This is a genomic window from Cellulosimicrobium protaetiae (genome assembly GCF_009708005.2).
GTDB lineage: Bacteria > Actinomycetota > Actinomycetes > Actinomycetales > Cellulomonadaceae > Cellulosimicrobium > Cellulosimicrobium protaetiae.
This window is the reverse complement of the sequence record NZ_CP052757.1, coordinates 23,012-47,963: the sequence shown is the minus strand read 5'-3', so window position 1 is coordinate 47,963 and position 24,952 is coordinate 23,012. Positions and strand designations below refer to the sequence as shown.

Below are 24,952 nucleotides of genomic sequence, written 5' to 3'. Positions count from 1 at the left end.
GCTCGGCCAGGTCATGGCGGGCTGCACGGTGCTCGTCACGGCCGACCGCCGCAAGAGCGAGCTCGCCGCCGCCCTGCAACGCCGAGGTGCCGAGGTCCGCCACGCGCCCGCGCTGAGCATGATCCCGCACGCCGACGACGAGCAGCTCCTCGCCGGGACGCGCGACCTCGTCGAGCACCCGCCGGACGTCGTCGTCGTCACGACGGGCATCGGCTTCCGCTCCTGGGTCGAGGCCGCCGACGTGCACGGCCTCGCCGACCGCCTGCTCGAGGTCCTCGCCGACGCGCGGATCGTCGCGCGCGGGCCCAAGGCGCGCGGCGCGATCCAGGCCGCCGGGCTCACCGCCGACTGGGTCGCCGAGTCGGAGACGTCGGCCGAGATCGCCGACGTGCTGCTCGGCGAGGGCGTCTCCGGGCTGCGCATCGCCGTCCAGCACCACGGTGCCGGCGCCGACGGCCTCGACGTCGTCTTCGCCGAGGCCGGTGCCGAGGTCGCGAGCCTCGTCGTGTACCGCTGGGGGCCGCCGCCCGACCCCGAGGCGCTGCGCGCGTCCGTGGAGGCTGCCGCCGTCGGGGAGATCGACGCCGTCGTGTTCACCTCCGCGCCCGGCGCCGAGGCGTGGCTGAGCGCGGCCGAGGAGCACGGCGTGGGCCGCCTCGTCGTGTCGCGGTTCCAGGACGGGTCCATGGTCGCCGCGGCCGTCGGGCCCATCACCGCGAAGCCTCTCGAGCACCGGGGCATCACCCCGCTCCAGCCCGAGCGCGGACGGCTCGGCGCGCTCGTGCGCACCCTCGTCGCGCACTACGAGCAGGCCGAGACGGTCGCGCTCGCGACCGTCGCCGGGGTGCTGCAGATCCGCTCGCGCGTTGCCGTGCTCGACGGCGAGGTGCTGCCCCTCTCGCCCAGCAGCCTCGAGGTGCTGCGCCTGCTCGCCGCGCGCCGCGGCGACGTCGTCACGCGCGACGACGTGCTCGACGTCCTGCCCGGCGACTCGCGCGACCCCCACGCCGCCGAGGTCGCCGTCGCGCGCCTGCGCGAGGCGACCGGCCGGCGCGACCTCGTCAAGACCGTCGTCAAGCGCGGATACCGATTGGAGCTCGCATGAGCGCGGAGATCCTGGCCTTCCCCTCGGGAGCGTCGTCCGACACCTCGGGGGCGTCGTCCGACGCCCGGCCGGGGGCTGCCGACGGCGGGAGGCCCGGTGCCGCGCCCGTCCTGATCGGCTGCTCGCACGGCACGAACGACCTCACCGGCCGCGACGTGATCCGCGCCCTGCTCGACGACGTCCGTGCCGCGCGCCCCGACCTCGACGTCCGCGAGGCGTTCGTCGACGTGCAGCAGCCCGAGGTCGCGGACGTCGTGACGTCGGTCGTCGCCCCTGTCAGCCCGACGGCGGACGGCTCGGCCTCGGACGGGCCGACCGTGGACGACGGCGAGCCGGGAGCTCCGGCGAACGCGGTGTCGGCCTCGTCTCGCGACGCGGTGGTCGTGCCGCTCCTGCTCTCGGGAGGGTTCCACGTGAGCGTCGACGTCGCGGCGGCGGTCGAAGACCGTGGTCCCGGCGCCGGTCGCGCTGCCGCGTCGACCCCGCTCGGCCCCGACCTCCGCCTCGTGGACCTGCTCGCCGACCGCCTGGCGGAGGCCGGCCTGCGCCCGGGCGACGCCGTCGTGGTCGCCGCCGCCGGTTCGAGCCGCCCGGGCGCCGCCCGTGACGTCGAGGAGCTGGCCGCCGGACTGCGCGAGCGCGTGCCCGGCCCGGTCACGGTCGGCTACGGCGCCATGGCCAAGCCCTCCGTGCCCGACGCCGTCGCCGCCGCCCGCGCCGACCTCGCCCCGGGCGGGCGCGTCGTCGTCGCGGCCTACCTCCTCGCGCCGGGCTTCTTCTACGACCGCGTCCTCGAGGCCGGCGGCGACGTCGTCACCGCCCCCCTCGCCCCGGACGCCCGCCTCACCGCGATCGTCCTCGACCGCTACGCCACCGCCGCAACCACCCTCGCGAGTGAGAGCCGCAGCCTGCCGACGTAGAGCCGCAGTCCCAGGAGGTAGAACCCTGGTCGGCCGAGATAGAACCGTGGTCACGCGAAGTAGAACCGTGGTCAAGCGAAGTAGAACCGTGGTCACGCGAAGTAGAACCGTGGTCACGCGAGATTGAGCCGTGGCTGGCGAAGGCGAACGCTGGTCCCGCCCGACGACGGTCGGTCGCGCGTCCCGGTCTGCCGATGGGCGGTTCCGGCGGACGTGCGCGGCATAGCCGATCAGGCGATCTGGGGCGGGCCAGCAGGCGATCCGGGCGCGTCACGTGACCAGGACCAGCCAGAACCGCCTGCTCGGCGCGACGGGGCGGGGAAGCCCGGCCTGGCCGGGCGCGCGAGGCCGCGGCACGGGCGCGGTGCGAGCGGACCGGCACCGCAGGGATCTGCTCGAGGTGAGCCGAGACCAGCGTGAGACGACGCCGGGCGGGGTGGGTGGTGGTGCCGCGTCGTGGCGGGCCTGGCGGGAGCGGGCCGAGGAACGAGGCCCGCGGATGGTAGACGCGGCGCCACCACCCACCCCGACCACCCAGGGCGACCACGCGCCGTCGGGCAAGGCGACCAGCGTTCTACCTCGGCGTACCACGGTTCTACCTCGGCCAACCACCGTTCTACCTCGGCCGACCACGGTTCTACTTCGCGTGACCACGGTTCTCCCTCGGCCCGGGGTTCTCTCTCGCGGGACCGTGGTTCCCCGCTCCCCGGGGGCTACCTCGTGAGGGTCGGGCGGGTGCGGGGGGCGAGGAGCGCGACGCCGGCGGCGAGGAGGACCGTCACACCGAAGCACACGACGTACGACGCGAGACCGAGCGTCGGGTGCAGGGCCCACAGGAGCGACCCGGTGACGGCGAGCGCGGTCGCGGCGGCGACGGCGTCGGACACCTGGAGCGCGGACGAGTTGGCGCCCTGCTCGGCGACGGGCGAGAGCTCGAGCGTCAGCACCGAGAGCGTCGGGTGGGTCATGCCCATGCCGAGGCCCGCGAGGGTCCACGCGACCATGCCGACGACGGGCGGGACGGCGGTCCACGCGAGCAGCGCCGCGCCGGCGACGCCGAGCGCGACGAGGGCACCGCCGAGGCGTACGTACCCGGCGTGGGCGAGCCCCCACGTCGCGCGGCCGCGCAGCCACGAGCCGGTCGACCAGCCGACGGCGCCGAACGTGAGCACGGCGCCCGCGAGCGACGGCGCGAGGCCGCGCTCGTGCGACAGGAGGAGCGGGAGCAGCACCTCGGCGCCGGTGAACGCGGCGGCGACGAGGCCGCGGATGGCGATGACGCTCGGCAGGCCGCGCGCCGCGCGGGTCGTGCCCGGGGGGAGCAGGCGCGGGACGGCGAGCGCGACGGCCGCGAGCGAGGCGACGAGCAGGGCGACGAGCCCGAGGCCGCGGAGCTGCCCCGCGTAGTTCAGGGCGCCGATCCCGACGGCGGCCACGACCGCCCAGGTGAGCGACGCCTGGCGCGCGGTCCGGTCGAGCGGCGACTCGGCGTCGACTGTCCCGTACGGCGGGGCGTCCTCGATCGGGGAGGACAGGTCGTCGGGCGCGGCGGTGGCTGCGTCGTCCGGGCCGGACCCGCGCGCGGCGCGCATGCCGGGTCGCATGAGGATCAGGGCAGGGACGGCGAGGACCGGGACGGCGAGGAAGACCCAGCGCCAGCCGACGTGCTCGACGACCAGCCCGGCGATGGCGGGGCCGACGATCGACGGGATCACCCAGGCGGCGGCGAACGCGGCGAAGACCTTCGGACGGCGGTCGACGGGGAAGACGCGCGCGACGAGCACGTAGAGCGCGACGATGTACAGGCCCGTCCCGACGCCCTGGAGCACCCGGCCCGCGACGAGGACGAGCATGTCCTGCGCGAGGCCCGCGACGAGCAGACCGGCGAGGAAGAGCCCGATGCCCGTCCACAGGGGCGTCGTCGGGCCCGCGCGGTCGCTCCAGCGGCCGGACGCGACCATGCCGACGACGCTCGACGCGAGCGACGCGGCGAACGCGAGCGTGTACAGGGTGAGGCCGTCGAGCTCGACGGCGACGGTCGGCATGGCGGTGGCGACCGCCAGCGCCTCGAACGCACCGAGGAACACGAACGCGACCATGCCGAAGAGCACGGTGCGCTGCGTCCCGGGGGAGAGCGTGCCGGCGGGGTCGGCCGAGGTGTCGGACGTGGGGGAGCCGACGTCCGTGCGAGGGTCCGCCGTCATACGAGAACGACCTTTCCGGTGGTGGCGCGCGCTTCGAGCTCGCGGTGGGCGCGCGCTGCCTCCGCGAGGGGTACCTGGTGCGTGACGACGTGCCACGTCCCGTCCGCCGCGAGCGCGAGCGCGCGCTCCTGCAGGTCGAACAGGTCTCCCCAGGGTCGGGCCCGGGGTCCGACGGCCCACCGTACGTCGCGCGTGACCGCTCCCGCCCCGGAATTCGTGACGTTCCCGGCGTCGTGGTCGATGTCACCGGCGCGGTTCGGCTCGCCCGACGACCATCCGAAGAGCACGAGGCGCCCGTGCGGGGCGACGAGCGCGGCGGCGTCCGCGCCCGCGTCCCCGCCGACGCCGTCGAGCAGGACGGTCGCACCGTCCGGGGCGTGCTGCCGGACGGCGGCCCGCGCCTCGTCGAGCCAGCCCTCGGCCCGGTAGTCGATCACCTCGAGCCGGTCGGCGTGCGCCCCCCTGGCGAGTGAGTACACGAGCGCGACCTTCTCCGGGCCGCCTGCGAGCGCGACGACCCGCGCCCCTGCCGCGAGGGCGCTCTGCACGAGGAGCGTGCCGAGCCCGCCGGCCGCAGCGGTGAGGACGACCGTGTCGGCCGCGTCGAGCTCGGCGAGGTCGAGGATCCCGACGGCGGTGCGGCCCGTGCCGATCATCGCGATCGCCTCGGGCGCGGGGACGTGGTCGGGGACGCGGTGCAGCGCCTCGACCGGGACGACGGCGAGCCGGGCGTACCCGCCGCCGTCGGGGGTGGCGCCGAGGTGGGCGGCGACGCGGCGGCCTCGCCACGCGGCGTCGACCCCGGGCCCGACGGCGTCCACGACCCCGGCGACCTCGCGCCCCGGGATCGTGGGCAGGGCGGGCAGGGGGAGCGGGCCGCCGGACGCCTCGCCGCGGCGCAGGGTCGTGTCGAGCAGGTGGACGCCGTGCGCCCGGACGGCGACGCGGACCTGACCGGGTCCGGGGACGGGGTCGGGGACCTGGTCGAGGACGAGGTTCTCGGGCGGTCCGAACGCGTGCAGGCGGATGGCGTCCATCGGGTGCTCCTCGGTCTTGTGCCGGTCGGTTCCGGGCCGCCGCGGCGACGGCGCGCGACCCGTCCGGGGCACGCCCTGCTAGTCTCGAACCTCAACAAATGTTGAGGTCAAGCGGCTGCGACGGACCGGCGTCGCAGCCCCTGTCCGGCGAGGAGCCCGCGTGCCCGACGACGTCCTGTCCCCGAGCGACGAGCTCACCGTCGGGCAGCTCGCCGCGCGCAGCGGCGTCGCGGTGTCCGCGCTGCACTTCTACGAGCGCGAGGGGCTCATCACGAGCCGCCGGACCCCCGGGAACCAGCGGCGCTTCGCGCGCGAGACGCTGCGCCGGGTCGCGTTCGTGCGCGCGTCCCAGCGCGTCGGTATCCCGCTCGCGCGCATCCGCGCGGCGCTCGCGACGCTGCCCGGCGACCGCACGCCGACCGCCAAGGACTGGCACCGCCTCTCGGCGGGGTGGCACGCCGACCTCGACGCGCGCATCGAGCAGCTCACGCGCCTGCGCGACCACCTCACGGACTGCATCGGCTGCGGGTGCCTGTCGCTGCGCAAGTGCGTGCTCGTCAACCCGCACGACGCGCTCGCCGACGAGGGCCCCGGCCCGCGGACCTTGCTCGTCGAAGGTCTCGACGGCTGAGACCGCGTCGAGGGCTGGTGCGCCTGTCGCCGGACGAGATCTCGCTACCCGGACCTTTGTCAGCGGGGAGTCGAGGAGCCCTTAGCATGCGACACGCCACGTAGGACGACGAGACAGGGGATGCTCGGATGGCTGGTTCCTCGACGGAGAGGGGCGGGCGGCCGGTGACGACCACCCTCGCTGCGGCCGAGCCGTACTGCCTCCTCCACCAGAACGGTCGGGCGACGCTCCTGCGGGGGCCTCTGCGCTGGGTCTCGACGATCGACGCGATGCCCGCACCCACGTCGGGGCACCCCGTGGTCTCCGTCCTGCCGTTCGCGCAGATCCGTGAGCGGGGTTTCGCGGCACACGACGACGGCGCTCCGATCTTGGCGCTGGAGGCGCGCGAGGTCTCGCCCTTCGAGCTCGACGAGATCTCGGACGGGCACGTCCCCACGGTCCTCTCGACGGTCTTCCGCCCCTCGGACGAGGAGTACGCGGACGTCGTCCGCCGGGTCGTGGCGGACGAGATCGAGCAGGGTGAGGGCTCCAACTTCCTCGTCAGCCGCGCGGCGGAGGTCGTGTTCGACGCCTATACGCACGAGGCGGCCGCCGCGGCGTTCGCCCGGCTCGCGCGCAACGAGTTCGGCGCCTACCTCACGTTCTGCTTCTTCGACGGTGACCGGTGGATCCTCGGGGCGTCGCCAGAGCGACACCTGACGCACCGCGACGGAACGGTGCTGATGAACCCGATCTGCGGGACGCTGCCCCGGTCGTCGCTGTCGTCGGCGGACGACCTGCTCGCCTTCCTGCGGACGCCGAAGGAGGTGAACGAGCTCTTCCAGGTCGTCGACGAGGAGATGAAGGTGATGGCGCGGATCTGTCGTGACGGCGGCACCATCCGCGGCCCGTACCTCAAGGAGATGCGGGAGCTGGTCCACACCGAGTACGTCCTGGAGGGCAGGACCACGACGGCGCCTGTCACCGCCCTGACCGAGTCGATGTACGCCGCGACGATGGTGGGGAGCCCGCTGGAGAACGCGGCGCGGGTCATCGAGCGGTACGAGGACGAGGCGCGCCGGTACTACGCGTCCGCGATCGTGGTCCACGAGGTGGTGAACGGTGTCGAGACGCTCGACAGCGCAATCACCATCAGGACTGCTGAGATCGACCTTGCCGGGCGGTGCACGGTACGCAGCGGCGCGAGCATCGTCCGCGACTCCGATCCCGACGGGGAGGTCGCGGAGGTACGCGCCAAGGCGCGCGGGATGCTGTCGGCACTCACCACGTCCGAGCCGGGTACGCGCTACCTCGACAACTTCGTCGACGACGAGGTGCGACGGACGCTCGCGGCACGGAACGAGAGCCTCTCGACATTCTGGCTCGACGCCGACGAGACCGACCACCGCGTCGAGGCCATCGCCGGGCGCAGTGCGCTCATCGTCGACAACGGCGACCAGTTCACCGAGATGCTCCGGCACATGGTCGAGCGGCTGGGGATGGTGGCGAGCGTGGTCCCGGCGCGTCGTGCGGCGGACGTGGTGGGAAGCGTGGACCTCGTGATCCTCGGGCCGGGGCCGGGTGACCCCAACGATCTCGACGGGCACTCGATGCGCGAGCTCCGTGATCTCACGACGACGCTGCTCGAGACCCGACGGCCGGTCCTGGCCGTGTGCCTGGGCCACCAGATGCTGTGCTCGGTCCTCGGGATGGACGTCCGCTCGGTGAGCCCTCCGCTCCAGGGCGTGCAGAAGGAGGTCGACCTCTTCGGCGCCCGTGAGCGCGTCGGTTTCTACAACACCTTCTTCGCTGTCGTTCCCGACGACGACAGAAACGGGGTGGAGATCTGCGAGCTTCCCGGCCTCGGGGTCCTCGCCGTCCGGGGCGAGACGTTCGTCGGGTTCCAGTTCCACGTGGAGTCCATCCTCACGGCGAACGGCATCTCCCTCCTCGGGGACGCCGTCGACCGGCTCCTGGCATGACAGGGAGTCCGGACCGGCAGGCGCCCAAGGAGACGGTGGAGGTACGGCTCGATGGTCTCGCGACCCGGCTCGGCGGCCTGGCGTGGGGTCAGCTGGCGATCCGGAGATCGATGCTCTGGCTGCGGGGCGCGCACGACTACTTCAACGTCTCCGGAACGATCGAGCTTCCTCTCGGCATCTCGCTGGATGCCGTGACCGAGGCGATCGGTGTGCTGATGGAGCGTCATCAAGGACTGAGAACGGTCTTCCCCGGCTGGTCGGGGCCGGAGCCGGTGCAGCACGTCCTCGGCGCCGTCAGGTTGTCGGTCCGGCTCGTCGACGCGACCGGTTCCGACGCGGACGACGTCGGCCGTCCCGTCCTCCAGCAGCTCGCCCGAGTCGCGTTCGACCACGAGACCGAGCTGCCGGTGCGGGCGGCAGTGGTCATGCGGGACTCGCGCCCCGTCCGCTTGCTGCTGGTCGTCTCGCACCTGAGCGTCGACGGAAGCGCGTGGCGTGTGCTCCGCAGCGACCTCGAGCGCCTGCTCCAGGGTCGCGACCTCGCAGAGCGTCCCACCGCGACGGCAGGACCGCTGGACCTCGTCCAGATGGAGGCGAGCGACTCGGGCCTCCGCCGCGAGCGGTCCGCACTGCGGCGCTGGGAGTCGGCGCTGGATGCCGCTGCCGTGCTGCGCGACGTCGATGCGACGCCCGAGTCGCCGCGGTTCCGTGGGCTCTACCTCGAGTCGACCGTCGTCGCGCGCAGCGCTGAGGCCGTCGCCCGGCGCACCGGCCTGTCGACGTCCGTCGTCCTCCTCGCAGGCCTGCTCCGCGCGCTCGCGGTCCACGTCGCGGGCCAGGAGGTCGCGGTCGTCGTGATCACCTCGAACCGCTCACGTCCCGGGACCCGGGACCTGGTCGCGCCGATGGCCCAGAACGGCGTCGCCGTGATGAGCACGGGTGGCGGGGAGCCGTTCGACACGCACGCGGCGAGCGTCGGTGACGCGGTGGTCGACGCTGTGCGCAGCGCGCAGTACGACGTCCGTCGGCTGGACGAGCTCGTGGCCGAGCGACGCCGGCGTGGTCTGCCTGCCGAGCTTCCCGGCGTGTACTTCAACGACGTCCGTCCCGGCGGATGGCCCGGACTGGTCGGACGAGAGGACCTCGTAGGGTGCGACGTCCCGGCGAGCACGCTGAGCGACACCGGCGGGTGGGACTCGCTCGACCTCGAGGTCTTCTTCGAGGTGCACCCGGACCCGGAGAAGCTCCGGCTCCTTGTCCAGCTCGACACGACCGTGGTCGGTCGCGACGAAGGTGTCGCGCTGCTCGCGCGGTTCGAGGACGAGATGGTGCGAGCGGGCTCGGCCTGACCTGCCCGCGCGGTCGTCAGGACAGGGACCGCACCGCACGCGCCAGCTCCGAGACGGTGCGTGCCGTGCGCAGCACCGTCGACGGGATCTCGACACCGAGCTCGTCCTCGAGCAGGAACGCCAGCTCCGCTGCGGCGAGGGAGTCCCCTCCCGCTGACTGGAACGTGTCGTGCGTCCCGGCACCCGGGGCGTCCAGGACGCGTCGCCAGATCCCGAGGATGGTCGCCTCCAGCTCGTCGTGCGGGAGCTCCACCTCGGGGGAAGCCGTCGGCGTGGCACGAAGGGCCTCGATGAGCGACGCCCGGTCCACCTTGCCGTTCGCCAGCCGCGGGAGGTCGGTCAGCGCGGCGATCACCGAGGGGACCATGTACTGCGGGATCCGCTGTGCGAGCCGGGCCGCCACGGCGTCCGTGTCTACCCCCGCCGTCGTGCTCGAGGTCACCGCCGCCGCGAGACGAGGGCCGTTGGTGCCCGGGACGGCGAGCACGACCGCGTTTCCGACGGCCGGGTCGGCGTGCAGCGCGGTCTCGACCTCTCCCGGGGCGACCCGGAACCCGCGGACCTTGACGAAGTCGTCAGAACGCCCTGCGTAGTGGACCGCGCCGTCGTGCCCGACGCGCGCGAAGTCGCCCGTTCGGTGCAGCCTTCCGCCACCGCCCCATCGGTCGTCGACGAGGTGGGAAGTGTCGAGCGCCCCTGCGCGCAGGTATCCGGACGACAAGCTCTCGCCGCCGACCAGGAGCTCTCCGGACTCGCCCGCCTGCGCGAGGTGGCCCTCCTCTGTCACGACACGGAGCACGGCGCCGTGGATCGCCGGGCCCAAGGGGCTCTCGCCGGGCTCCTCCGGCGCGCAGGCGTGGTGGGTGACCATCGGGCACTCGGTCGGTGCGTAGAGGTTGTGGATCTCGGCCGCGGGGAACGCGGTCGAGGTCGCGGCGCGCAGCGGCTCGGTCAACGGCTCGGCGCCGCAGAGCACGTGGCGGACCGAGGTCGCTGCACCGCCGTCGAGGTGAGGGATCGTCACGCGCAGGGCTGACGGGATGAAGGTGGTGATCGTGATGCGCTCGCGGACGAGCGCACGGGCGACCTCACCTGCGTCCTTCTCGAGCCCGTGCGGCATCACGACGCACACCCCACCGGTGGCGAGCGGCCAGACCACGTGACGCAGCACGGTGACGAAGCCCGGGGAGGTGCGGAAGAGGTAGCGGTCATCGGGTCCCGCGCCGAGGCGCGACCGGGCCCACCGGACCCCGGCGAGCAAAGCGTCGGGCGGCAGCGCGACGAGCTTGGGCGTCCCCGTGGACCCGGACGTCGCGAAGACGAGCGCCGGTGCGCCCGACGTCGCACGGGCACCGTCGGTCGCCGGGGTGTCCGCACCGGAGCCTCGGGCCGTGCGCGGCTCGGCCGTCACCGTCCCCGTCGGGCCCACGGACCACCGTGCGGCCGCCTCGGAGCGGACGGTGGCCTTGCGTGCGTGCGGATCGTCCGGGTTGAGGAGCAGGAGGGTCGCGCCCGCGGCGTCGGCGGCGAGGAGGTCGACCACCAGCGGGAGCCCGCGGGGGCGATCGCAGGCGACGACGTCACCCGGCCGGACCCCGGCCTCGCGGAGCGCACCGGCCCGGTCCAACACGAGCGAGGCGAGAGCGCCGTACGCGGTCGTCGTGCCGTCCACGACGACCGCGGTCGCAGCGGGCCGGCGGGAGGCCTGTGCCGCGAACTGGGCGTGCACGTGCCGTCCGAGCAGTCCGTCTTGCTCCATAAGACGCTCTTTTCTCCGAGTTGTCGTACCGGTACCTTGGCAAATGTTCACGGTCTTTACAAGGGGGTGACCGCGTGCCGGCTTCGACGGCGAAACACACGGTCGTGCGGGTGCCGGGTGCGCTCTACGACGAGCTCTACGTCCGGGCGGAGCTCGCCGCCGGATCGGGTGCGGCTGCGGTCGAGGCGCTCTTGCGTGCCGTGGAGGACGAACACGGGGCGGCTGTCGTCCGCGCCACGGTGTCCGGCCCCCTCGGGTCTCGGGTCCGGGACGCGCGCGTCGTCACGATCGGTCCAGGGAGCGGGTCGGGCGTCGCCGTCGAGATCGTCGCCGTGGCACCGGGCCCGGAGATCGCGGTCACTCGCGTCGACGCCGGGACCACCCTCCTGGAGACGGTCGACGGCGCCTCTGTACGCCGACTGGTGCACGTCGTGCCGGAGCCTGCCGGACCAGGTCCGCAAGCACAGCTCCGGTCGATCTTCGACGGCGTCGAGGACGTCCTCGGGGCGTCCGGCATGAGCCCGTCGCACCTCGTGCGCACCTGGTACTTCCTGCGTGACATCGGGACGACCTACCGGCACCTGAACGACGCGCGCGACGAGGCGTTCGACCGTTGGGGCCTCCGCCACCTTCCTGCCAGCACGGGCATCGGGGCGGAGCTGCCGCACCCGGCGACGTGGTGCGCTGCGGTCGTCGAGGCGATCGCGCACGACGGCGCCCCGGTGGCGACCCCGTTCGAGACTGATCTGCAGCGACCTCCCGTGCAGTACGGCCCGAGGTTCGCCCGCGCCAACCTGGTCGAGCACAACGGGCTCCGGACGGTGAACGTCTCGGGTATCTCCGCCATCGACGAGGCCGGCAGGTCCGTCCGCGTGGCGGACCGGGACGACGCCGTCGTCCGTGCGCTCGACGGGTTCGAGGACCTCCTCCAGCGGGCGGGGATGACGCCGACCGACCTCTGCTCGGTCTCCGCCTACAGCGTCGACGAGCGGGTGAGGGAAGCGTTCGTCCGCATCGCGGGACGTCGCGGCTGGACCGTCTCGGTGCTCCACAACACGGCTGCGGTGTGTCGGCCGGACCTCGTGTTCGAGGTCGAGGGTCGGGCCGTCCGGCGCGCGCCGTGACCCGCGTGGTCGTGATCGACAACGACGACTCGTTCACGGCGAACGTGTCCCACGCGCTCCACGCCGCCGGGGCTGGCGAGGTGGTGGTGCTCTCACGACGCGACCCGCTGGCCGCCGTCGCGCAGCGGGCCGCGACGCACGTGGTGCTCGGGCCCGGGCCGGGTGATCCGCGGGTGCTCTCGGGTCTGAGCCGCGAGGTGGCGCGCCGCTACCTGGGCGTGGTCCCGATGCTCGGGATCTGCCTCGGCCACCAGATCCTGGCGCTCGAGCTCGGAGCCAGGACCCGCGTCCTCGACCGACCGACCCACGGGGTCGTGTCCACCGTGCGCGTGCACGCGCCGGGTGTGCTCGGGCCGGCCGGGTCGCAGCTGTCCGTCATGCGCTACCACAGCCACGTCGTGGTGCCCGAGAGCCTCCCACCCGCGGCGACGGTGACCTCCCGCGCCGAGGACGACGGGGCGGTCATGTCGTTCGAGGACCCCGGACGGGTCCTCGTCGGAGTCCAGTTCCATCCCGAGTCGATCGGCACGCCGGACGGCGTGCACGTCCTCGCTCGTTTCCTGACCACTACCCGAGGAGCAAGCCGATGACCGACGAGTACCTCTTCGACCTTGACGGCGCCACCGTGTCCGACGTCCTCGACCAGCTGATCAGGTCGGAGGACCGCATTCCCGGCCTGGTGTTCACCTACCCGCCGATCTCCCTCTGGGCGCCCGACGACGACACCTCGCCCGAGCGGATCTGGGCCGGCAGCGACGTGTTCTCGCACAACCTGTACATCCACATCCCGTTCTGCAAGCAGAAGTGCTCGTTCTGCTACTACTCGGTCGCCGTCGTGCAGGACGACACCGAGGTCATCTGGGAGTACCTGCGCTGCCTGGAGATCGAGGCGCGACGGTACGCCCCGCAGCTCGCGGGCCGCGCGATCGAGACCGTCTTCGTCGGCGGCGGAACCCCGAGCAGGCTCAACCCCGACCAGGTGGACTTCCTGTTCGAACGTGTCATCGGCCAGTTCGACCTGTCCACGTGCCGGGAGATCACGTACGAGTGCTCGCCCGACTCCGCGACGAAGGATCGCATCGAGGCGATGGTGCGTAACGGGACGACGAGACTCTCGATGGGCGTGCAGTCTCTCGACCCGGAGATCCTCCGGCTCTCGCGGCGTTCCGACACCCCGGACTCGGTCGTGCGGACGTACGACAACATGGTCGAGAGCGGCGTGAAGGAGGTGAACATCGACCTGATCGCCGGGATCGAGCGGGAGGCGCTCGACAACATGCGGCGGACGATGGACGCCGTCCAGGTCCTCGACCCCGTCCCGACCCAGATCACCCTCTTCACGCTGTCCGTGCGGCGCGGGTCGATCAACGACAAGACCTTCCGCGAGGACAACTTGCTCGACGTCTTCCGGCGGAGCCTCGCCCTCTTCCGCTTCGCGAAGCGGCGCATGCTCGCCGCGGGCTACGAGCAGTACTCGCGGAACCTGTTCCCGCGTCCCGGTTCGGTCTTCCACTACCAGGACAACCACTGGGGCAACAACGGGTACGTCCTCGCGCTCGGCGCGAGCGGCTACAGCCACTCGCACGGGTTCACCTACCAGAACCCGTTCAAGTACACCGAGTACATGCGCAGGGTCCGGGAGGGTGAGCCGATCGTGGAGCGTGCGTTCCCTCTCTCCGAGGAGGAGTCGCTCAGACGGCACATGTCACTGGCCATGAAGCACGGCGAGATCGACGTCGCACGGTTCAACAGCTTCTACCCCGCGGGGAGCGAACCGCTCGCGCGCTTCGGCAGGGAGCTCGAGGCGCTCGAGGCTCTCGGGGTCGTGGACGTCGCGCCGGACCGCATCGCGTACCGGAGCGACTACCTCGACGTGGCCGACCGCTTCGTCCGACTCTTCTACAGCGACTCCGTGAGCTCGGCCGTGCGGAGCGGTCTCGGTCAGGTGATCGGCCGCACGGGCAACGCCTTCAACTTCACGGTATGACTGGGCCGCACCTCGCCTCGCCGAGACCGGTCGAGGTGACCATCCCGCTGCCGCCGGGCCTGACCGCGCAGGACCTCCTGCGGGGGTACGAGCACCGCTTCGGCCCCGCGTTCCTCTACGGGCAGCCTTCCGCGGGGACGAGCAGTCCCCGAGTCACGGTGCTGACCACGTGCGAGCGCACGTGGTGGATCGACCAGGTCGGGTCGGTGGTCGACGGCCGTCGCGTCCCGGGATCGCCGACGGAGTCGTTCGACCGGGCGCTCACCGCCGTGAGCCGGGTCGCAGCGGGGCCCGCGTGGGTACCCGACGTCGTCTTCGCTCTCTCCTACGACCTGGTGTGGCCGCTTCGCGCCGCGAGGGGACTCTCGTCGCGGGACGCTCCGGGTGCCTTGGCGTTCGTCGCGCGACCGGGGCACCCGGTCCTCGTCGACGAGGCGGCCGGGCAGGTGCGGTGCCTCCCGCCCGACCGGGCTGTGGTCGAGGAGCTCGCGGAGCGGTCGGGGCGGCGCGCGCGACCCGGGGGCACGTTGACCGAGTTCGTGGAGAGGGTCGACGAGGTGGCCTACCGGCGGCAGTTCTCGGACGTGCAACGGCACCTCGCGCGGGGCGAGGTCTATCAGCTCCTCGTGTCCGCCGAGGCCCGAGTCCGCGCCCGTGTCGACCGGTACGAGTACTTTGCCGAGGTCTGTCGCAGGTATCGGGACGCGAGCTTCTCGTACCGGTTCCACGGGCAGGACGGTCTGGTGCTCGGTGCGTGCTCGCTCCCGCACGTGCACGTCGACGGGAGCACGGTGCGGACGAGGGTGTTCGCGGGGACGCAGCCGTCCAGCGGGCCGCCCTCGGCGGTGAGCGCCGCCGAACGCGCGCTCGCCGAGGATCCGAGGTTCTTCGCCGAGCACGCCATGCTCGTCGACGTCGAGCGCAACGATCTCGCGACCATCTGCGAGCCGGGTTCGGTCGTCGTGGAGCGATTCATGGAACCGCTCGCGGTCGGGCCGACGATCTACCTCGCGTCAGACGTCCGCGGGACGGTCCGGGAGGACGTCAGCACCGCGGAGACGGTGCTCGCGAACTTCCCTCGCGGCGTGGGGACGGGTGCGCCCAAAGCGCGGGCGCAGGAGGTGCTCGACGACATCGAGACGTCGTCGCGGAGGCACTACACCGGCGTGGTGGGCACGGTCTCCGAGGCGGGCGCGCGGGTGCGCTCGACGACGGTCGTCACCTGCGCCTCGGAGGACGAGGAGGGAGTGCTCTCGCTGCGGTGCGGTGGGGGCATCGTCTCCGGCTCCACGCCGGACGCGGAGCTGGCGGAGCTCCATCTCAAGATGAGCGCACTGGTCTAGGGGGATTCGATGATCGTCGTCGGGTACAACGGGTTCTCGAGGTCGCGGGAGCTGTTTGCGGAGCTCTACGGGAGGGACGGGAGGGACCAGCACCGAGTCTTGGGTCACGACGCGGGCGTCAGCGTGTTCGTCGACGGCCGCCTGGTGTACGCGGTCGAGGAGGAGCGGGTCAGCCGACGGAAGAAGTCGTCGGACTTCCCGGAGCTCGCGCTGCGCACGGCGATGGCGGAGACAGGGCTGCGGCTCGAGGACGTCGACCGGTTCGCGTTCGGGTGGGCCTTCACCCCGGCGGTCCAGGAGGCGCTCCGAGAGCGTGCGGCGCGAGTCACTCGTCCGGGCCGCACGGGCGAGACGACGCGGCTCGACGCCCTGTACGACGATCTCGTCTCGCACGACGCCGTCTGTCGCGACCTCGCGCGCCGCACCGGTCTCGACGTCGATCCTGCTCGCGTCGAGCTCGTGCCGCACCACCTCGCGCACCTCTACTGCGGATACCGGCTGGCGCCTCCGGGCGACGTCGCGTATCTCGTGAGCGATGGTCGCGCCGAGCTGCTCTCGAGCACGTCCGGGGAGTTCCGTGACGGGGCCCGGCAGACCTGGCCGGACCTCGACATCCCCCTCGCGGACTCCGTCGCGATGCTCTACAGCAAGGTCACGAGATACCTCGGGTTCGTGCCCAACATGGACGAGTACAAGGTGATGGGTCTTGCCGCGTACGCGCGGTCGGCGGACAACCCGCTGCTCGAGAACGTCGTCGAGCTCCTCGACGGCGGGCGCTACAGGCTCTCGCTCGAGCACCCGCTGCGGGACGAGCGCGAGTACGTCGCGGTCTTCGACGACCTCTTCCGTCCACCGGGCTCTCGGCTCGACCTCGGGTTCCGTGCGCGCGTCGCGCGCGCGGCGCAGGAGGTCGTCGAGACCGTGACGGCGCACCAAGCCACCGAGATCGCACGGCGGACGGGAGCGAGGACGCTGCTGTTCGAGGGCGGCCTGGCGGAGAACAGCGTCAACAACGGACGTCTGGCGAGGACCGCGGGGTTCGAGGACGTCCTGGTCAGCTTCGCCGCGAGCGACTGCGGCGTCGCGATCGGTGCCGGTGCCTACGTGGCGTCCTGCTCCGGTGACGACCTGGTGCGGGACGCCTCCCCCTACCTCGGGTCGCAGTTCGGGCCGGAATCGATCCGTCGCGCGTTGGCCAGGTTCGTGGACGCGGTCGACGTCGAGGAGATCCACCCTGACAGGGTCGCGCAGCGTGTCGCTCGGATCCTGCTCGGACCTCTCGTCGTCGGATGGTTCCAGGGAAGGGCGGAGTTCGGTCCTCGTGCGCTCGGGCACCGGAGCATCCTCGCGAACCCGACGTTCGAGAACATCCGGGAGGTCATCAACGTCAAGGTCAAGCACCGCGAGCCCTTCCGTCCCTTTGCGCCCGTCGTGCTGGAGCGCGACGCTCCCCGCGTGTTCGACCTCGGGAAGAAGTCGAGCTCCCCGTACATGACGTTCGTCGTCGACGTTCTCCCGGAGTGGCGTGCCCGCGTCCCCGGGGTGGTCCACGTCGACGGGACCGCTCGCGTCCAGACGGTGCCTGACGACGGGACGATGCTGGCCCGGCTGCTCGACGAGTTCTCGGAGCGCAGCGGGACGCCGTGTCTCGTCAACACCAGCTTCAACGTCGCCGGTGAGCCGATTGTCCGCTCGCCCGAGGACGCGGTCCGCTGCTTCCTCTCGACGGAGATCGACGTCCTCGTGCTGGGCACCTTCCTGGTGACGAAGCGCGTCCGTACCGCCCGAGAACACCTCACCGACACCGCACTCCTGGAGGATGAGCCCGTATGACCGCGAACGCCGACCTCTCCACGCCTGGTCCCGCGCCGGTGACGACACCGATCCACGGTCGGCTACCTCGGGAACCTCACGAGGTCACGACGAGGCCCCTGCACGTCACGGGCAGCGCCGGGGACGGTGTGCTCCTCGTGAGCGGGCTCTCTGCCGACGGGGTTCGCGAGCGCTACCTCTTCCTCGACCTCGGTGCGGGAACGGTGCGGGAGCTGACGGTCGACATCACGGACCAGCGAGGCCGCCACGCGACGTGGCTCGGGGCCGAGCTCGACGGCGATGCGCTGCCATACGGTACGAGCACGGTCGAGCAGCTGTTGCCCTACTTCCTGCATCCGCACAGCTTCGTCCAGACCCGGAGCGGTCACGTCGCCGTGTTCTTCAAGCAGGCTCCGTACATCCGTCTCGTGGACCCGGGCGCCGGCCAGGGCGGGGGCGACCACCGGCGGTGGCCGGCGGCGGGCGAGGAGGAGGTCGCCCGCATGGTCGGCTCCACGGCGTGCGAGGGACGGCCGGGCGTCCTGTCGTTCGCCATCTCGGAGGCGGAGGACCGGCTCCTCCGGTATCGAGGCGCTGACAGCCCGGTGCAGAGCGGGCTGTGGGAGTGGGGCTCGGTCGGCGAGCCGCGGCGCGTCGGAGCACTGCCCCGTTTCGCGCTGGACACCGTCCACGACGTCCTGACCTCGCCGGCCGGCTTCACGGTAGCGGTCGACATGAACCTCACGGTCGACGCCGTGGCCGACGCGGCGTCGGACCTGGACGTCGCCACCTACGCGGCCGCGGACTTTCCCGAGGGGCGGTTCGCCGTCGTCGACGGGGACGTCGAGATCGTCCAGGAGACGTCCACGCCGTGCTCGGCGCACGTCGACCTGGATCTTGAGGACGACCAGGTCTTCTACGTCTCGTGCAACAACATCTCCAAGTGGCGCAACGACGTCGTCGTCCACGGCCCCGGGGTCGTGGAGAAGTACCGCTACGTCGCGGGCGCGGTCGAGCTGCTCGGCAGCTTCACGCGCCCGGACTTTCACCGGATCACGTCGCAGGTGCTGTTCCGCTGGGAGGGCCGTCAGCTCATGGCCGTCACGGGGTATCCCAACAAGCTCTTCCTCCTGGACGCCCGCACCATGACCCTCGTCGACTGCGTCGAGCTGTTCGCGGAGACGCACACCGAACCGCCCTACGCGTGCGCCAAGAACGGCACCGCTCCGCTCTACCTCGCGGTACGTGACGGCATGGTGTACCTCACGAGCGCCACGCGACTCCACGTGGTGGACCTGCGTTCGCGCCGAGTCGTCGCGACCGCGGACTTCTGCGAGCCGGGCACGCTCGCGGCCACGGCCCACGTCGGCTTCGTGGAGACGCCGGTCGCCGCGGTCGGGACGTTCTCTCCCGCTGTCCGGTGAGCGACGGGCGGTCGCCGGTCCCTGCCTGGATCACCGAGGTGCGAGCAGCGACCCGAAGCTCGTGCGGCGGCGCAGCGCGAACCCCAGCCTCTCGTACACCCCGATCGCGCTGACGTTCTCGGCGGCGGCGTGCAGGAACGCGCGGTCGCCCCGCTCCTGCACATGGAACGCGACGTCGCGGACGAGGCGGGACGCGAGGCCACGGCCCCGGTGCGCGACGTCGGTCGTCACGGCACTGATCTCCGTCCAGCCGGCGGGGTGCAGTCGCTCGCCCGCCATCGCGACGAGCCGGCCGGCGTCGTCCCGGAACCCGACGTAGCGCCCGAGCAGGTAGGTGCGGGCCTCGAACGGCCCGGGGCGGCTGCGCTCGACGAGCGCGAGCATCTCCGGCACGTCGGCCGCGCCGAGCACGACGGCGTCCGGGTCGGGGCGGGTGGCCAGGCGCTCGGTCTCGACGAGCTGGACCCCGTCGACGCGAGCCTCGAGCGTCCAGCCCTCCGGCAGGTCGACGCCCACGGGCGGCCCGGAGAAGCGGCCGCCCGGGCCGACGAGCGCGGCGACCGCGTCCCACACCCCGGGCTCGTCCCACGAGCGCACGCCCGTGATGGGCGAGACGTCGGCCGGGTAGCGCCGCGCGAGGTCGTCGCCCTCGGCGAGGTGCGCGTGGGCGCCGCTGAGGGCGCTCCACGACGGGTTCTCCAGGACGGCGTCGTCGACGCCGGTGGCGTCGGGCTGCGTGCTCGTCGCGGTCATGCTGCTCCTCCTCGCCCGGTCACCCGGGTGCCGTGCCGTCGTCACGGTCGTCCGGCCGTGCGTGTCCTCCGGGGCGAACGCTCGCGGGCGCGCGCATCTTCCAGGCGCGCTCAGCCCTCCCACCGGTCCCGGTGCACGACCTCCGCGAGCGGGCGCCGGCGCGGCTGCGACCAGCGCCCGCGCGCCGGGTAGCCGAGCGGGACCAGGCCCATGGTCAGTGCGTCGTCGGGCAGGCCGAGCAGCGTGGCGACGTCGCGCTCGCGGACGGTGTGGAAGGTCGTGAGCGTCGTGCCGATCCCGTAGGCGCGCGCGGCGAGCACGAGGTTCTGCACCGCGCCGTAGATCGAGGCGCCGAGCCGGGGGTCCGTCGAGCCCGCCGCGTTCCGCAGCACCGGCACGACCCACACCGGTGCCTCCTCCAGGTGCAGGGCCAGGTGCTCGACGGCGCGGAAGCCCGCGTCGCTCACGCCCGCGTCGTCGGACGCCGCACCGAGGACGGCGTCGCGGCGGTCCCCGTACGCGGCGCGCCACCCCTCGCGGTACCACTCCGCGACCTGCGCCTTGGTCGCGGGGTCCCTCACGACGACCCACGCCCACTGCTGGCGGTTGCCCCCGCTGGGGCCGCGGACCGCGGCGTCGAGGATCGCCTCGAGCACGTCGTCGGGCACGGCGTCCGGCGAGAGGTAGCGGCGCGACGGCGTCGAGTGGAGCGCTCGAAGGATGGACAGATCCTCAGGTGTGGTCACGGTCGCCGAGGGTACGGGCTGCCATCCGGCGCGTTCGCGGGTCCCGGCCGCCGTCTCGCAGGGTGGTCACACCCGCGGCGCGTCCTGATCCACAGGCCTCGGACGGGGGAGCAGATGGTCACGGAAGTGCCAGTCACGGACGTGCTGGTGGCGGTGCACGTCGACACGGGGGAGCACGACGACGCGGAGAGTCTCCGGGCGCGCGTCGCCGCGCTCGACGGGGCGGGCGTGCACGCGCTGACCTTCGCGCCCGGGCCCGACGGCGGGCTCACGGCGGTCGAGGCGGCCTCCTTCGCAGCGGCGTGGACCGAGCGCGTCGGCCTCGTGGCCGTCGTCAACCCCGTGCACGCCGAGCCGTTCCACCTGTCCAACCAGCTCTCCAGCCTCGACCGCATCTCCCGCGGCCGGGCGGGGTGGTGGCTCGACGTGGTCGACGACGCCGCGCACGCGCGGGCGCACGGCACCGAGCCCGTCGGCTCCGACGACCCGTCGGCGCTCGCGCACGACGTGGCAGAGGTCGTCGAGGCTGCCCGCCTGCTCTGGGACTCGTGGGAGGAGGGCGCACTGGTCGCCGACCGCGCGACCGGCCGCTTCCTCGACGCCGAGCGGGTCCGCCACGTCGACTTCGTCGGGCAGCGGTTCTCCGTCAAGGGCCCGGCCCTGCTCCCGCGACCGCCGCAGGGCCATGTGCCCGTGCTCGCCGAGGCGCGCTGGCTCCCCGCGGACGCACGCGACGTCACGGTGGTCCGCGCGCCCGGCGGGACGGACACCGTGGGCGGCCCCGCGCTCGTCGACGTCGCGGTGACCGGCCAGCCGGGTCATGTCGCCGCAGCCGTGGGGCGCGTCGTCGACCAGATCGCCCGGTGGGCGGCCGCGGCGGTCGCGGGCACGACGGGCGCGTCCCTCGTGGGCCGGCAGGACCGCGGGCACCCCCGCCCGCTCGTCGTGCGGCTCGTGCCCGACCGGACGGAGGAGGCGTGGGCCGTCGTCGGGCAGGTCCTGGCGGCGCTGCACGCGCGCGGTCTCGCTGCCCCGCCGCCTGGCCCCGGCCGGACGCTGCGCGACCACCTCGGTCTCGAACGCCCGGAGGGCCGGGCGGGCGACCCGACCGCGCGACCGGCGCCCGAGCACGAGACCACGACGATCGGAGCACGACCGTGAGCGCACCGAGGACCCGCTCGACCGCGATGTCGACCCCCGCGGGTGCGACCGGCGCGCCGCGCCGCGAGCTCCACCTCGCCGCGTTCTTCCCGTTCGGCCCGCACTACGACTGGACGTCCGTCGCCGACCCGACGACCTACTACGACGCCGAGACGTACGCCACGCTCGCGCGCTCGGCCGAGCGGGGGTTGTTCTCGGCCATGTTCCTCGGCGACAGCCAGCGGCTGCGCGAGCACCTCGGGCGGGTCAACGACACGGTCGTGACCGGCCGGCCGAACCAGCTCGTGCTCTTCGCGCACCTCGCCGCGCGCACGCGGCACCTCGGGTTCGTCGCGACGCTCAACACGACCTTCGCGGCCCCGGCGGACCTCGCGGCCAGGGTAGCGACCGTCGACCGGCTCAGCGGCAGGCGCGCGGGCTGGAACGTCGTCACGACGAACGACGCCTGGACCGGGGCGAACTTCCGTCGCGGCGGCTACCTGCCCCGTTCCGAGCGCTACCGGTCGGCCGAGGAGCACCTCGCGATCGTCCACGCGCTGTGGGACGCGGACCGGGGGACCCCGGTGCGGCGCACGGGGGCGCACCACGACGTCGTCGCGACCGCGACCCTGCCGCCCTCGGCGCAGGGCGCGCCGGTGATCTTCCAGGCGGGCGAGTCCGACGAGGGCCGCGACTTCGCCGCCCGGCACGCCGAGGGGATCTTCTCGCGCTACCTCGAGCCCGAGGCGGCGGCCGCGTTCGCGGCCGACCTGCGCCGTCGGCTCGTCGCGCACGGCCGCCCCGCCGACGACCTGCGGATCTTCCCCGCGGCGAGCATCACCCTCGGGGACACCGAGGCGGAGGCGCGCGAGAAGGCGGAGTGGTTCCACCGGCGGACCTGGACCGACCGCATGGTCGTCGCGGTGATCGAGGCGGTGTGGGGTCGTGACCTCTCGTGGCTCGACCCCGACGGCCCGCTGCCCGACGTCGACCCCGCGTCGGCCGAGCAGACGCGCACACCCACGGCGTCGTCAACAGCCGCGACAACCCCGTGGAGACTGCGGCCGCGTGGCGCCGGTCAGCGCCGAGCGGGGGCTCACCGTGCGCGGCCTCGTCGACTCGCTGCACGCGGCGGCCGCGTTCGTCGGGACACCGTCGTCGGTCGCCGACCGCCTGGCGGCGTCCGTGCGGGCCGGGGAGCTCGACGGCCTCAACCTCACGCCCCAGTCGGTCCCCGACGGGTTCGACGACGTCGTGGACCGGCTCGTGCCCGAGCTCCAGGAACGTGGCGTCTACCGCACCCGCTACCCCGGGACGACGTTGCGCGAGAACCTCGGCCTGCGCGCGCCCGTCCACCACCGGCTCCCCGCCACGGGATGACGCGGGCCGGACGCGTCGGGAGACGCCGGCGCGGCTGGCTGCGGGGCTGGCGCTCTCACCAGTTCTTGGTGCCGCTCCCGCTGCCGTCGCCCGGGTCGGTGCCGGTGCCGGGCTGGTCGCCGTAGAGGTCGCGGTACTCCTGCTCCAGGCGCTCCTGCTCGTCGCGTGCCTCGGAGCCCTGCTGCTCGAGCTCCTGCTGGCGCTGCTGCTCCTCGCGCTCGGCCTGGCTCTGCTGGCCCTCACCCTCGGAGCCCTCGCCGCCCGACGCCTCGGACTGCTCGTCGCCCTCGGAGCCCTCGCCCTCCTGGGTGTCGCCGCCGCCCTGGTTCTCGGGCTGCGAGTCCTGCGCCTGCTGCTGCTTGTCCTGGAGGCGCTGCAGCGCGGCCTCGTCCTGCTCCTCCTGCTCGGGGGTCTGCTCGGACTCCCCGCAGTCGGGCCAGCCGCGGATCTGCTCGGCCGTGGCGTACTCGCGCTCGGCGTACTCGTACCAGTCCGCGACGTCCTGGCGCAGCTCCTCCGGGTCGGGCTCCTCGCTCCCGTCGCCGTAGGGGTCGAGGACCTCCTCGTCGTACGGCAGCCCGGCGTCCCGGGCGGCGATCGCCTCCTCGACGAGCGCGAGCTCCGCGGCCTTGCCGTCCGCGTACGCCATGTCGCCGTCGCCCTGGATCTCGTACGTGAGCGACAGGTTCGTCTGGATCATGCAGCGTTCCTCGGGCGACTCGTGCTCCGCGAGGTCGTACGCGCGGTCGAGGGAGGTGATCGCGTCGTACAGGGCCCACGAGTCCTCGGACCGGGCGAGCGCCGTCCCGTGGTTGTAGTGCGCCTTCCACGGCTCGACGATGTTGAGCGTCCGCTGGATCCCGTAGTAGTCCGCGGCGCTCTCGGCGTCGCCGGTGTCGTAGCGGTCCTTGCCCATCGCGGCGATCGGCGCGAGGAACGCGAGCTTGACCCCGAGCACGACCAGCGCGAGCACCACGGGCAGCGTCCCGACGAGCCACCACGTGCGCCGGCGCAGACGCGCAGCGCGCAGCGCGGCGACACCCGTGGGACGCGGCTTCCGATGTCCCGTCGGCGGTGTCGGGGGAGGGGTCCAACTCATCGGCGCACCACCCGGTCCTGTGCGGGTGCGCCCGACGGCGACCGGTCGCCGCCGCGCTGCCCGCCCGGCTCCCGCGCTCCCGCGTCGGGCGTGGCTCCGCCGGTCGCCGACCGTCGGGGCGTGGTCGGGCGCACGAGCGAGCGGCTGGCCGATCGCGACCAGAACCACGCCTCGAGACCGAGCAGCGCGACGAGCGCGAGCGCGAACGGCCAGACGACCGGGCGGTACGCCGTGACGTCGCGTCGCCCGTCGGCGGCCACCTGCTGCGGGTCGACGCCGGCGACGAGCGACGCCGTCTCCGACGGCTCCTGGCGGTGCACGTACGGCACGCCGAGCTGGTCGGCGAGCGTGGTGAGCGACTCCTCGTCGAGCACGGACAGCGCCTCCACGGGCTCGCCGTCGTCGCTCGGCTGCGACCAGTCGATGATGTACTCCGCGTCCTCGGGGTCCACGTCCGGGTCGTACTCCTTCATGCGCCCGCCCTCGGCCGTGCCGTAGCCGAGCACCGCGCCGCCGTCGACCAGCGGGGCCAGCTCGGCGAACGAGCGAGGGTCGCCCTCCGCCGTCTGCTCCCCGTCGGTGAGGAAGAAGACGAGGCGCACGTTCGCCGGGTGCTGCTCGGCGGACCCCTGGAGCGCGGACCGCAGCTCGTCGAGGGGCCGGTCCGTGAGGGAGCCCTGCGAGTACCGCGTGATCTCGCGGTGGAACGTGTCGGCCCACGACGTGATCGCGCGTGCGTCGGTGGTCAGCGGGAGCTGGCGCGACGCCTGGGAGTCGAACGAGATGATCGAGTAGCGGGCCCCGGGGATCGACTCGGTGAGGCTGGTGATGTCTGCTCGCACGCCGTCGAGCCGCTCCTGGCCGCCGTCGGGGCCGTAGTCCTCGGCCGCCATCGAGCCCGTCCGGTCGACGACGAAGAACATGTCGACGTTCGCGACCGACGTGTCGCGGTCCGTGGACGCGACCGACGGGGCGAGCCCGATGATCCCGAGCAGCACGACCGCCCCGGCGCGGCGGAGCCAGGCGCCGCGCGGGGCGCCCGGGCGGGGAGCGCCGTCGGGCCCGGGGCGCCCGGCCACGACCGCCTGCCACACGGCCAGGCCGAGCAGGGGCAGGACGAGCAGCGCGAGCGCCCACACGGGCACGAGCGGCTGCAGCGTCACTCCTCCGAGAGTCAT

General features: G+C 73.2%; 20 protein-coding genes. 13 read left to right on the top strand and 7 right to left on the bottom strand.

Annotated features, from left to right (window positions below; genetic code table 11):
- Positions 1-13 precede the first annotated feature (13 nt).
- Positions 14-1,105, top strand: a complete 1,092-nt coding sequence (locus FIC82_RS00205; protein ID WP_154799651.1) for a uroporphyrinogen-III synthase — start codon at positions 14-16, stop codon at positions 1,103-1,105.
- The gene (locus tag FIC82_RS00200; RefSeq protein ID WP_154797107.1) at positions 1,102-2,025 is read left to right on the top strand and encodes a sirohydrochlorin chelatase; all 924 of its coding nucleotides are present in this window, start codon (positions 1,102-1,104) and stop codon (positions 2,023-2,025) included. The genes FIC82_RS00205 and FIC82_RS00200 overlap by 4 nt, the downstream gene beginning before the upstream one ends.
- A gap of 713 nt (positions 2,026-2,738) precedes the next feature.
- Here the strand turns inward: FIC82_RS00200 and FIC82_RS00195 are convergent.
- Positions 2,739-4,229: an MFS transporter gene (locus tag FIC82_RS00195; RefSeq protein ID WP_154797106.1), complete on the bottom strand. Its 1,491-nt coding sequence runs from the start codon at positions 4,227-4,229 to the stop codon at positions 2,739-2,741.
- Positions 4,226-5,266 carry a zinc-binding dehydrogenase gene (locus FIC82_RS00190; RefSeq protein WP_154797105.1) on the bottom strand — a complete coding sequence of 347 codons (1,041 nt, stop codon included), beginning with the start codon at positions 5,264-5,266 and terminating at the stop codon, positions 4,226-4,228. Before FIC82_RS00190 ends, FIC82_RS00195 begins: the two co-directional genes overlap by 4 nt.
- A gap of 160 nt (positions 5,267-5,426) precedes the next feature.
- Between FIC82_RS00190 and soxR the strand changes: the two genes are divergently transcribed.
- The 3 genes from soxR (at position 5,427) to FIC82_RS00175 (ending at position 9,207) form a co-directional block, all read left to right on the top strand.
- Positions 5,427-5,897 (top strand): redox-sensitive transcriptional activator SoxR, encoded by a 471-nt coding sequence (gene soxR, locus FIC82_RS00185; protein ID WP_168731339.1) that lies wholly within the window; start codon positions 5,427-5,429, stop codon positions 5,895-5,897.
- A gap of 164 nt (positions 5,898-6,061) precedes the next feature.
- Positions 6,062-7,858 (top strand): anthranilate synthase family protein, encoded by a 1,797-nt coding sequence (locus tag FIC82_RS00180; protein WP_216609948.1) that lies wholly within the window; start codon positions 6,062-6,064, stop codon positions 7,856-7,858.
- Complete coding sequence (locus tag FIC82_RS00175; protein ID WP_154797103.1) at positions 7,855-9,207, top strand: condensation domain-containing protein; 1,353 nt, start codon at positions 7,855-7,857, stop codon at positions 9,205-9,207. Before FIC82_RS00180 ends, FIC82_RS00175 begins: the two co-directional genes overlap by 4 nt.
- 16 nt (positions 9,208-9,223) lie before the next feature.
- Here the strand turns inward: FIC82_RS00175 and FIC82_RS00170 are convergent, their stop codons facing one another.
- On the bottom strand, positions 9,224-10,966 hold the full coding sequence (locus FIC82_RS00170) for a non-ribosomal peptide synthetase (RefSeq protein ID WP_154797102.1): 1,743 nt from the start codon (positions 10,964-10,966) through the stop codon (positions 9,224-9,226).
- A 74-nt stretch (positions 10,967-11,040) separates the two neighbouring features.
- Here FIC82_RS00170 and FIC82_RS00165 point away from each other — a divergent pair, with 74 nt between their 5' ends.
- The 6 genes from FIC82_RS00165 to FIC82_RS00140 are packed head-to-tail and all read left to right on the top strand — an operon-like array spanning position 11,041 to position 18,656.
- Positions 11,041-12,090, top strand: coding sequence for a RidA family protein (locus FIC82_RS00165; RefSeq protein WP_171445682.1), 1,050 nt, complete (start codon positions 11,041-11,043; stop codon positions 12,088-12,090).
- Positions 12,087-12,680, top strand: coding sequence for an anthranilate synthase component II (locus FIC82_RS00160; protein WP_168731337.1), 594 nt, complete (start codon positions 12,087-12,089; stop codon positions 12,678-12,680). The genes FIC82_RS00165 and FIC82_RS00160 overlap by 4 nt, the downstream gene beginning before the upstream one ends.
- Entirely contained in the window at positions 12,677-14,077 is a 1,401-nt protein-coding gene (locus tag FIC82_RS00155; protein ID WP_154797100.1) for a coproporphyrinogen-III oxidase family protein, read from the top strand. The genes FIC82_RS00160 and FIC82_RS00155 overlap by 4 nt, the downstream gene beginning before the upstream one ends.
- A 35-nt stretch (positions 14,078-14,112) precedes the next feature.
- On the top strand, positions 14,113-15,420 hold the full coding sequence (locus tag FIC82_RS00150) for a chorismate-binding protein (RefSeq protein ID WP_171445681.1): 1,308 nt from the start codon (positions 14,113-14,115) through the stop codon (positions 15,418-15,420).
- Positions 15,421-15,429: 9 nt separating this feature from the next.
- Complete coding sequence (locus tag FIC82_RS00145; RefSeq protein WP_154797098.1) at positions 15,430-17,253, top strand: carbamoyltransferase family protein; 1,824 nt, start codon at positions 15,430-15,432, stop codon at positions 17,251-17,253.
- Positions 17,250-18,656, top strand: a complete 1,407-nt coding sequence (locus tag FIC82_RS00140; protein WP_154797097.1) for a hypothetical protein — start codon at positions 17,250-17,252, stop codon at positions 18,654-18,656. The genes FIC82_RS00145 and FIC82_RS00140 overlap by 4 nt, the downstream gene beginning before the upstream one ends.
- Before the next feature lie 30 nt (positions 18,657-18,686).
- Here the strand turns inward: FIC82_RS00140 and FIC82_RS00135 are convergent, their stop codons facing one another.
- Positions 18,687-19,409 carry a GNAT family N-acetyltransferase gene (locus FIC82_RS00135; protein WP_154797096.1) on the bottom strand — a complete coding sequence of 241 codons (723 nt, stop codon included), beginning with the start codon at positions 19,407-19,409 and terminating at the stop codon, positions 18,687-18,689.
- A 110-nt stretch (positions 19,410-19,519) separates the two neighbouring features.
- Positions 19,520-20,155, bottom strand: a complete 636-nt coding sequence (locus FIC82_RS00130; RefSeq protein WP_168731336.1) for a nitroreductase family protein — start codon at positions 20,153-20,155, stop codon at positions 19,520-19,522.
- A gap of 114 nt (positions 20,156-20,269) precedes the next feature.
- Here FIC82_RS00130 and FIC82_RS00125 point away from each other — a divergent pair, with 114 nt between their 5' ends.
- Positions 20,270-21,316, top strand: a complete 1,047-nt coding sequence (locus tag FIC82_RS00125; protein WP_154797095.1) for an LLM class flavin-dependent oxidoreductase — start codon at positions 20,270-20,272, stop codon at positions 21,314-21,316.
- Positions 21,313-22,800, top strand: a complete 1,488-nt coding sequence (locus FIC82_RS00120) for an LLM class flavin-dependent oxidoreductase (RefSeq protein ID WP_216609947.1) — start codon at positions 21,313-21,315, stop codon at positions 22,798-22,800. The genes FIC82_RS00125 and FIC82_RS00120 overlap by 4 nt, the downstream gene beginning before the upstream one ends.
- Here the strand turns inward: FIC82_RS00120 and FIC82_RS00115 are convergent.
- Together FIC82_RS00115 and FIC82_RS00110 are read right to left on the bottom strand one after the other, a co-directional pair.
- Complete coding sequence (locus FIC82_RS00115) at positions 22,731-23,774, bottom strand: hypothetical protein (RefSeq protein ID WP_154797094.1); 1,044 nt, start codon at positions 23,772-23,774, stop codon at positions 22,731-22,733. The genes FIC82_RS00120 and FIC82_RS00115 overlap by 70 nt on opposite strands.
- Entirely contained in the window at positions 23,771-24,952 is a 1,182-nt protein-coding gene (locus FIC82_RS00110) for a vWA domain-containing protein (protein ID WP_154797093.1), read from the bottom strand. Before FIC82_RS00110 ends, FIC82_RS00115 begins: the two co-directional genes overlap by 4 nt.

Excerpts from the sequence above, each read along its gene's own strand:
- FIC82_RS00110 (WP_154797093.1), bottom strand. The coding sequence starts at position 24,952 with ATGACTCTCGGAGGAGTGACGCTGCAGCCGCTCGTGCCCGTGTGGGCG.
- FIC82_RS00145 (WP_154797098.1), top strand. The coding sequence starts at position 15,430 with ATGATCGTCGTCGGGTACAACGGGTTCTCGAGGTCGCGGGAGCTGTTT.
- FIC82_RS00190 (WP_154797105.1), bottom strand. The coding sequence starts at position 5,266 with ATGGACGCCATCCGCCTGCACGCGTTCGGACCGCCCGAGAACCTCGTC.
- FIC82_RS00140 (WP_154797097.1), top strand. The coding sequence starts at position 17,250 with ATGACCGCGAACGCCGACCTCTCCACGCCTGGTCCCGCGCCGGTGACG.
- FIC82_RS00170 (WP_154797102.1), bottom strand. The coding sequence starts at position 10,966 with ATGGAGCAAGACGGACTGCTCGGACGGCACGTGCACGCCCAGTTCGCG.
- FIC82_RS00115 (WP_154797094.1), bottom strand. The coding sequence starts at position 23,774 with ATGAGTTGGACCCCTCCCCCGACACCGCCGACGGGACATCGGAAGCCG.
- FIC82_RS00205 (WP_154799651.1), top strand. The coding sequence starts at position 14 with ATGGCGGGCTGCACGGTGCTCGTCACGGCCGACCGCCGCAAGAGCGAG.
- FIC82_RS00175 (WP_154797103.1), top strand. The coding sequence starts at position 7,855 with ATGACAGGGAGTCCGGACCGGCAGGCGCCCAAGGAGACGGTGGAGGTA.
- FIC82_RS00200 (WP_154797107.1), top strand. The coding sequence starts at position 1,102 with ATGAGCGCGGAGATCCTGGCCTTCCCCTCGGGAGCGTCGTCCGACACC.
- FIC82_RS00155 (WP_154797100.1), top strand. The coding sequence starts at position 12,677 with ATGACCGACGAGTACCTCTTCGACCTTGACGGCGCCACCGTGTCCGAC.
- FIC82_RS00125 (WP_154797095.1), top strand. The coding sequence starts at position 20,270 with ATGGTCACGGAAGTGCCAGTCACGGACGTGCTGGTGGCGGTGCACGTC.
- FIC82_RS00135 (WP_154797096.1), bottom strand. The coding sequence starts at position 19,409 with ATGACCGCGACGAGCACGCAGCCCGACGCCACCGGCGTCGACGACGCC.
- FIC82_RS00195 (WP_154797106.1), bottom strand. The coding sequence starts at position 4,229 with ATGACGGCGGACCCTCGCACGGACGTCGGCTCCCCCACGTCCGACACC.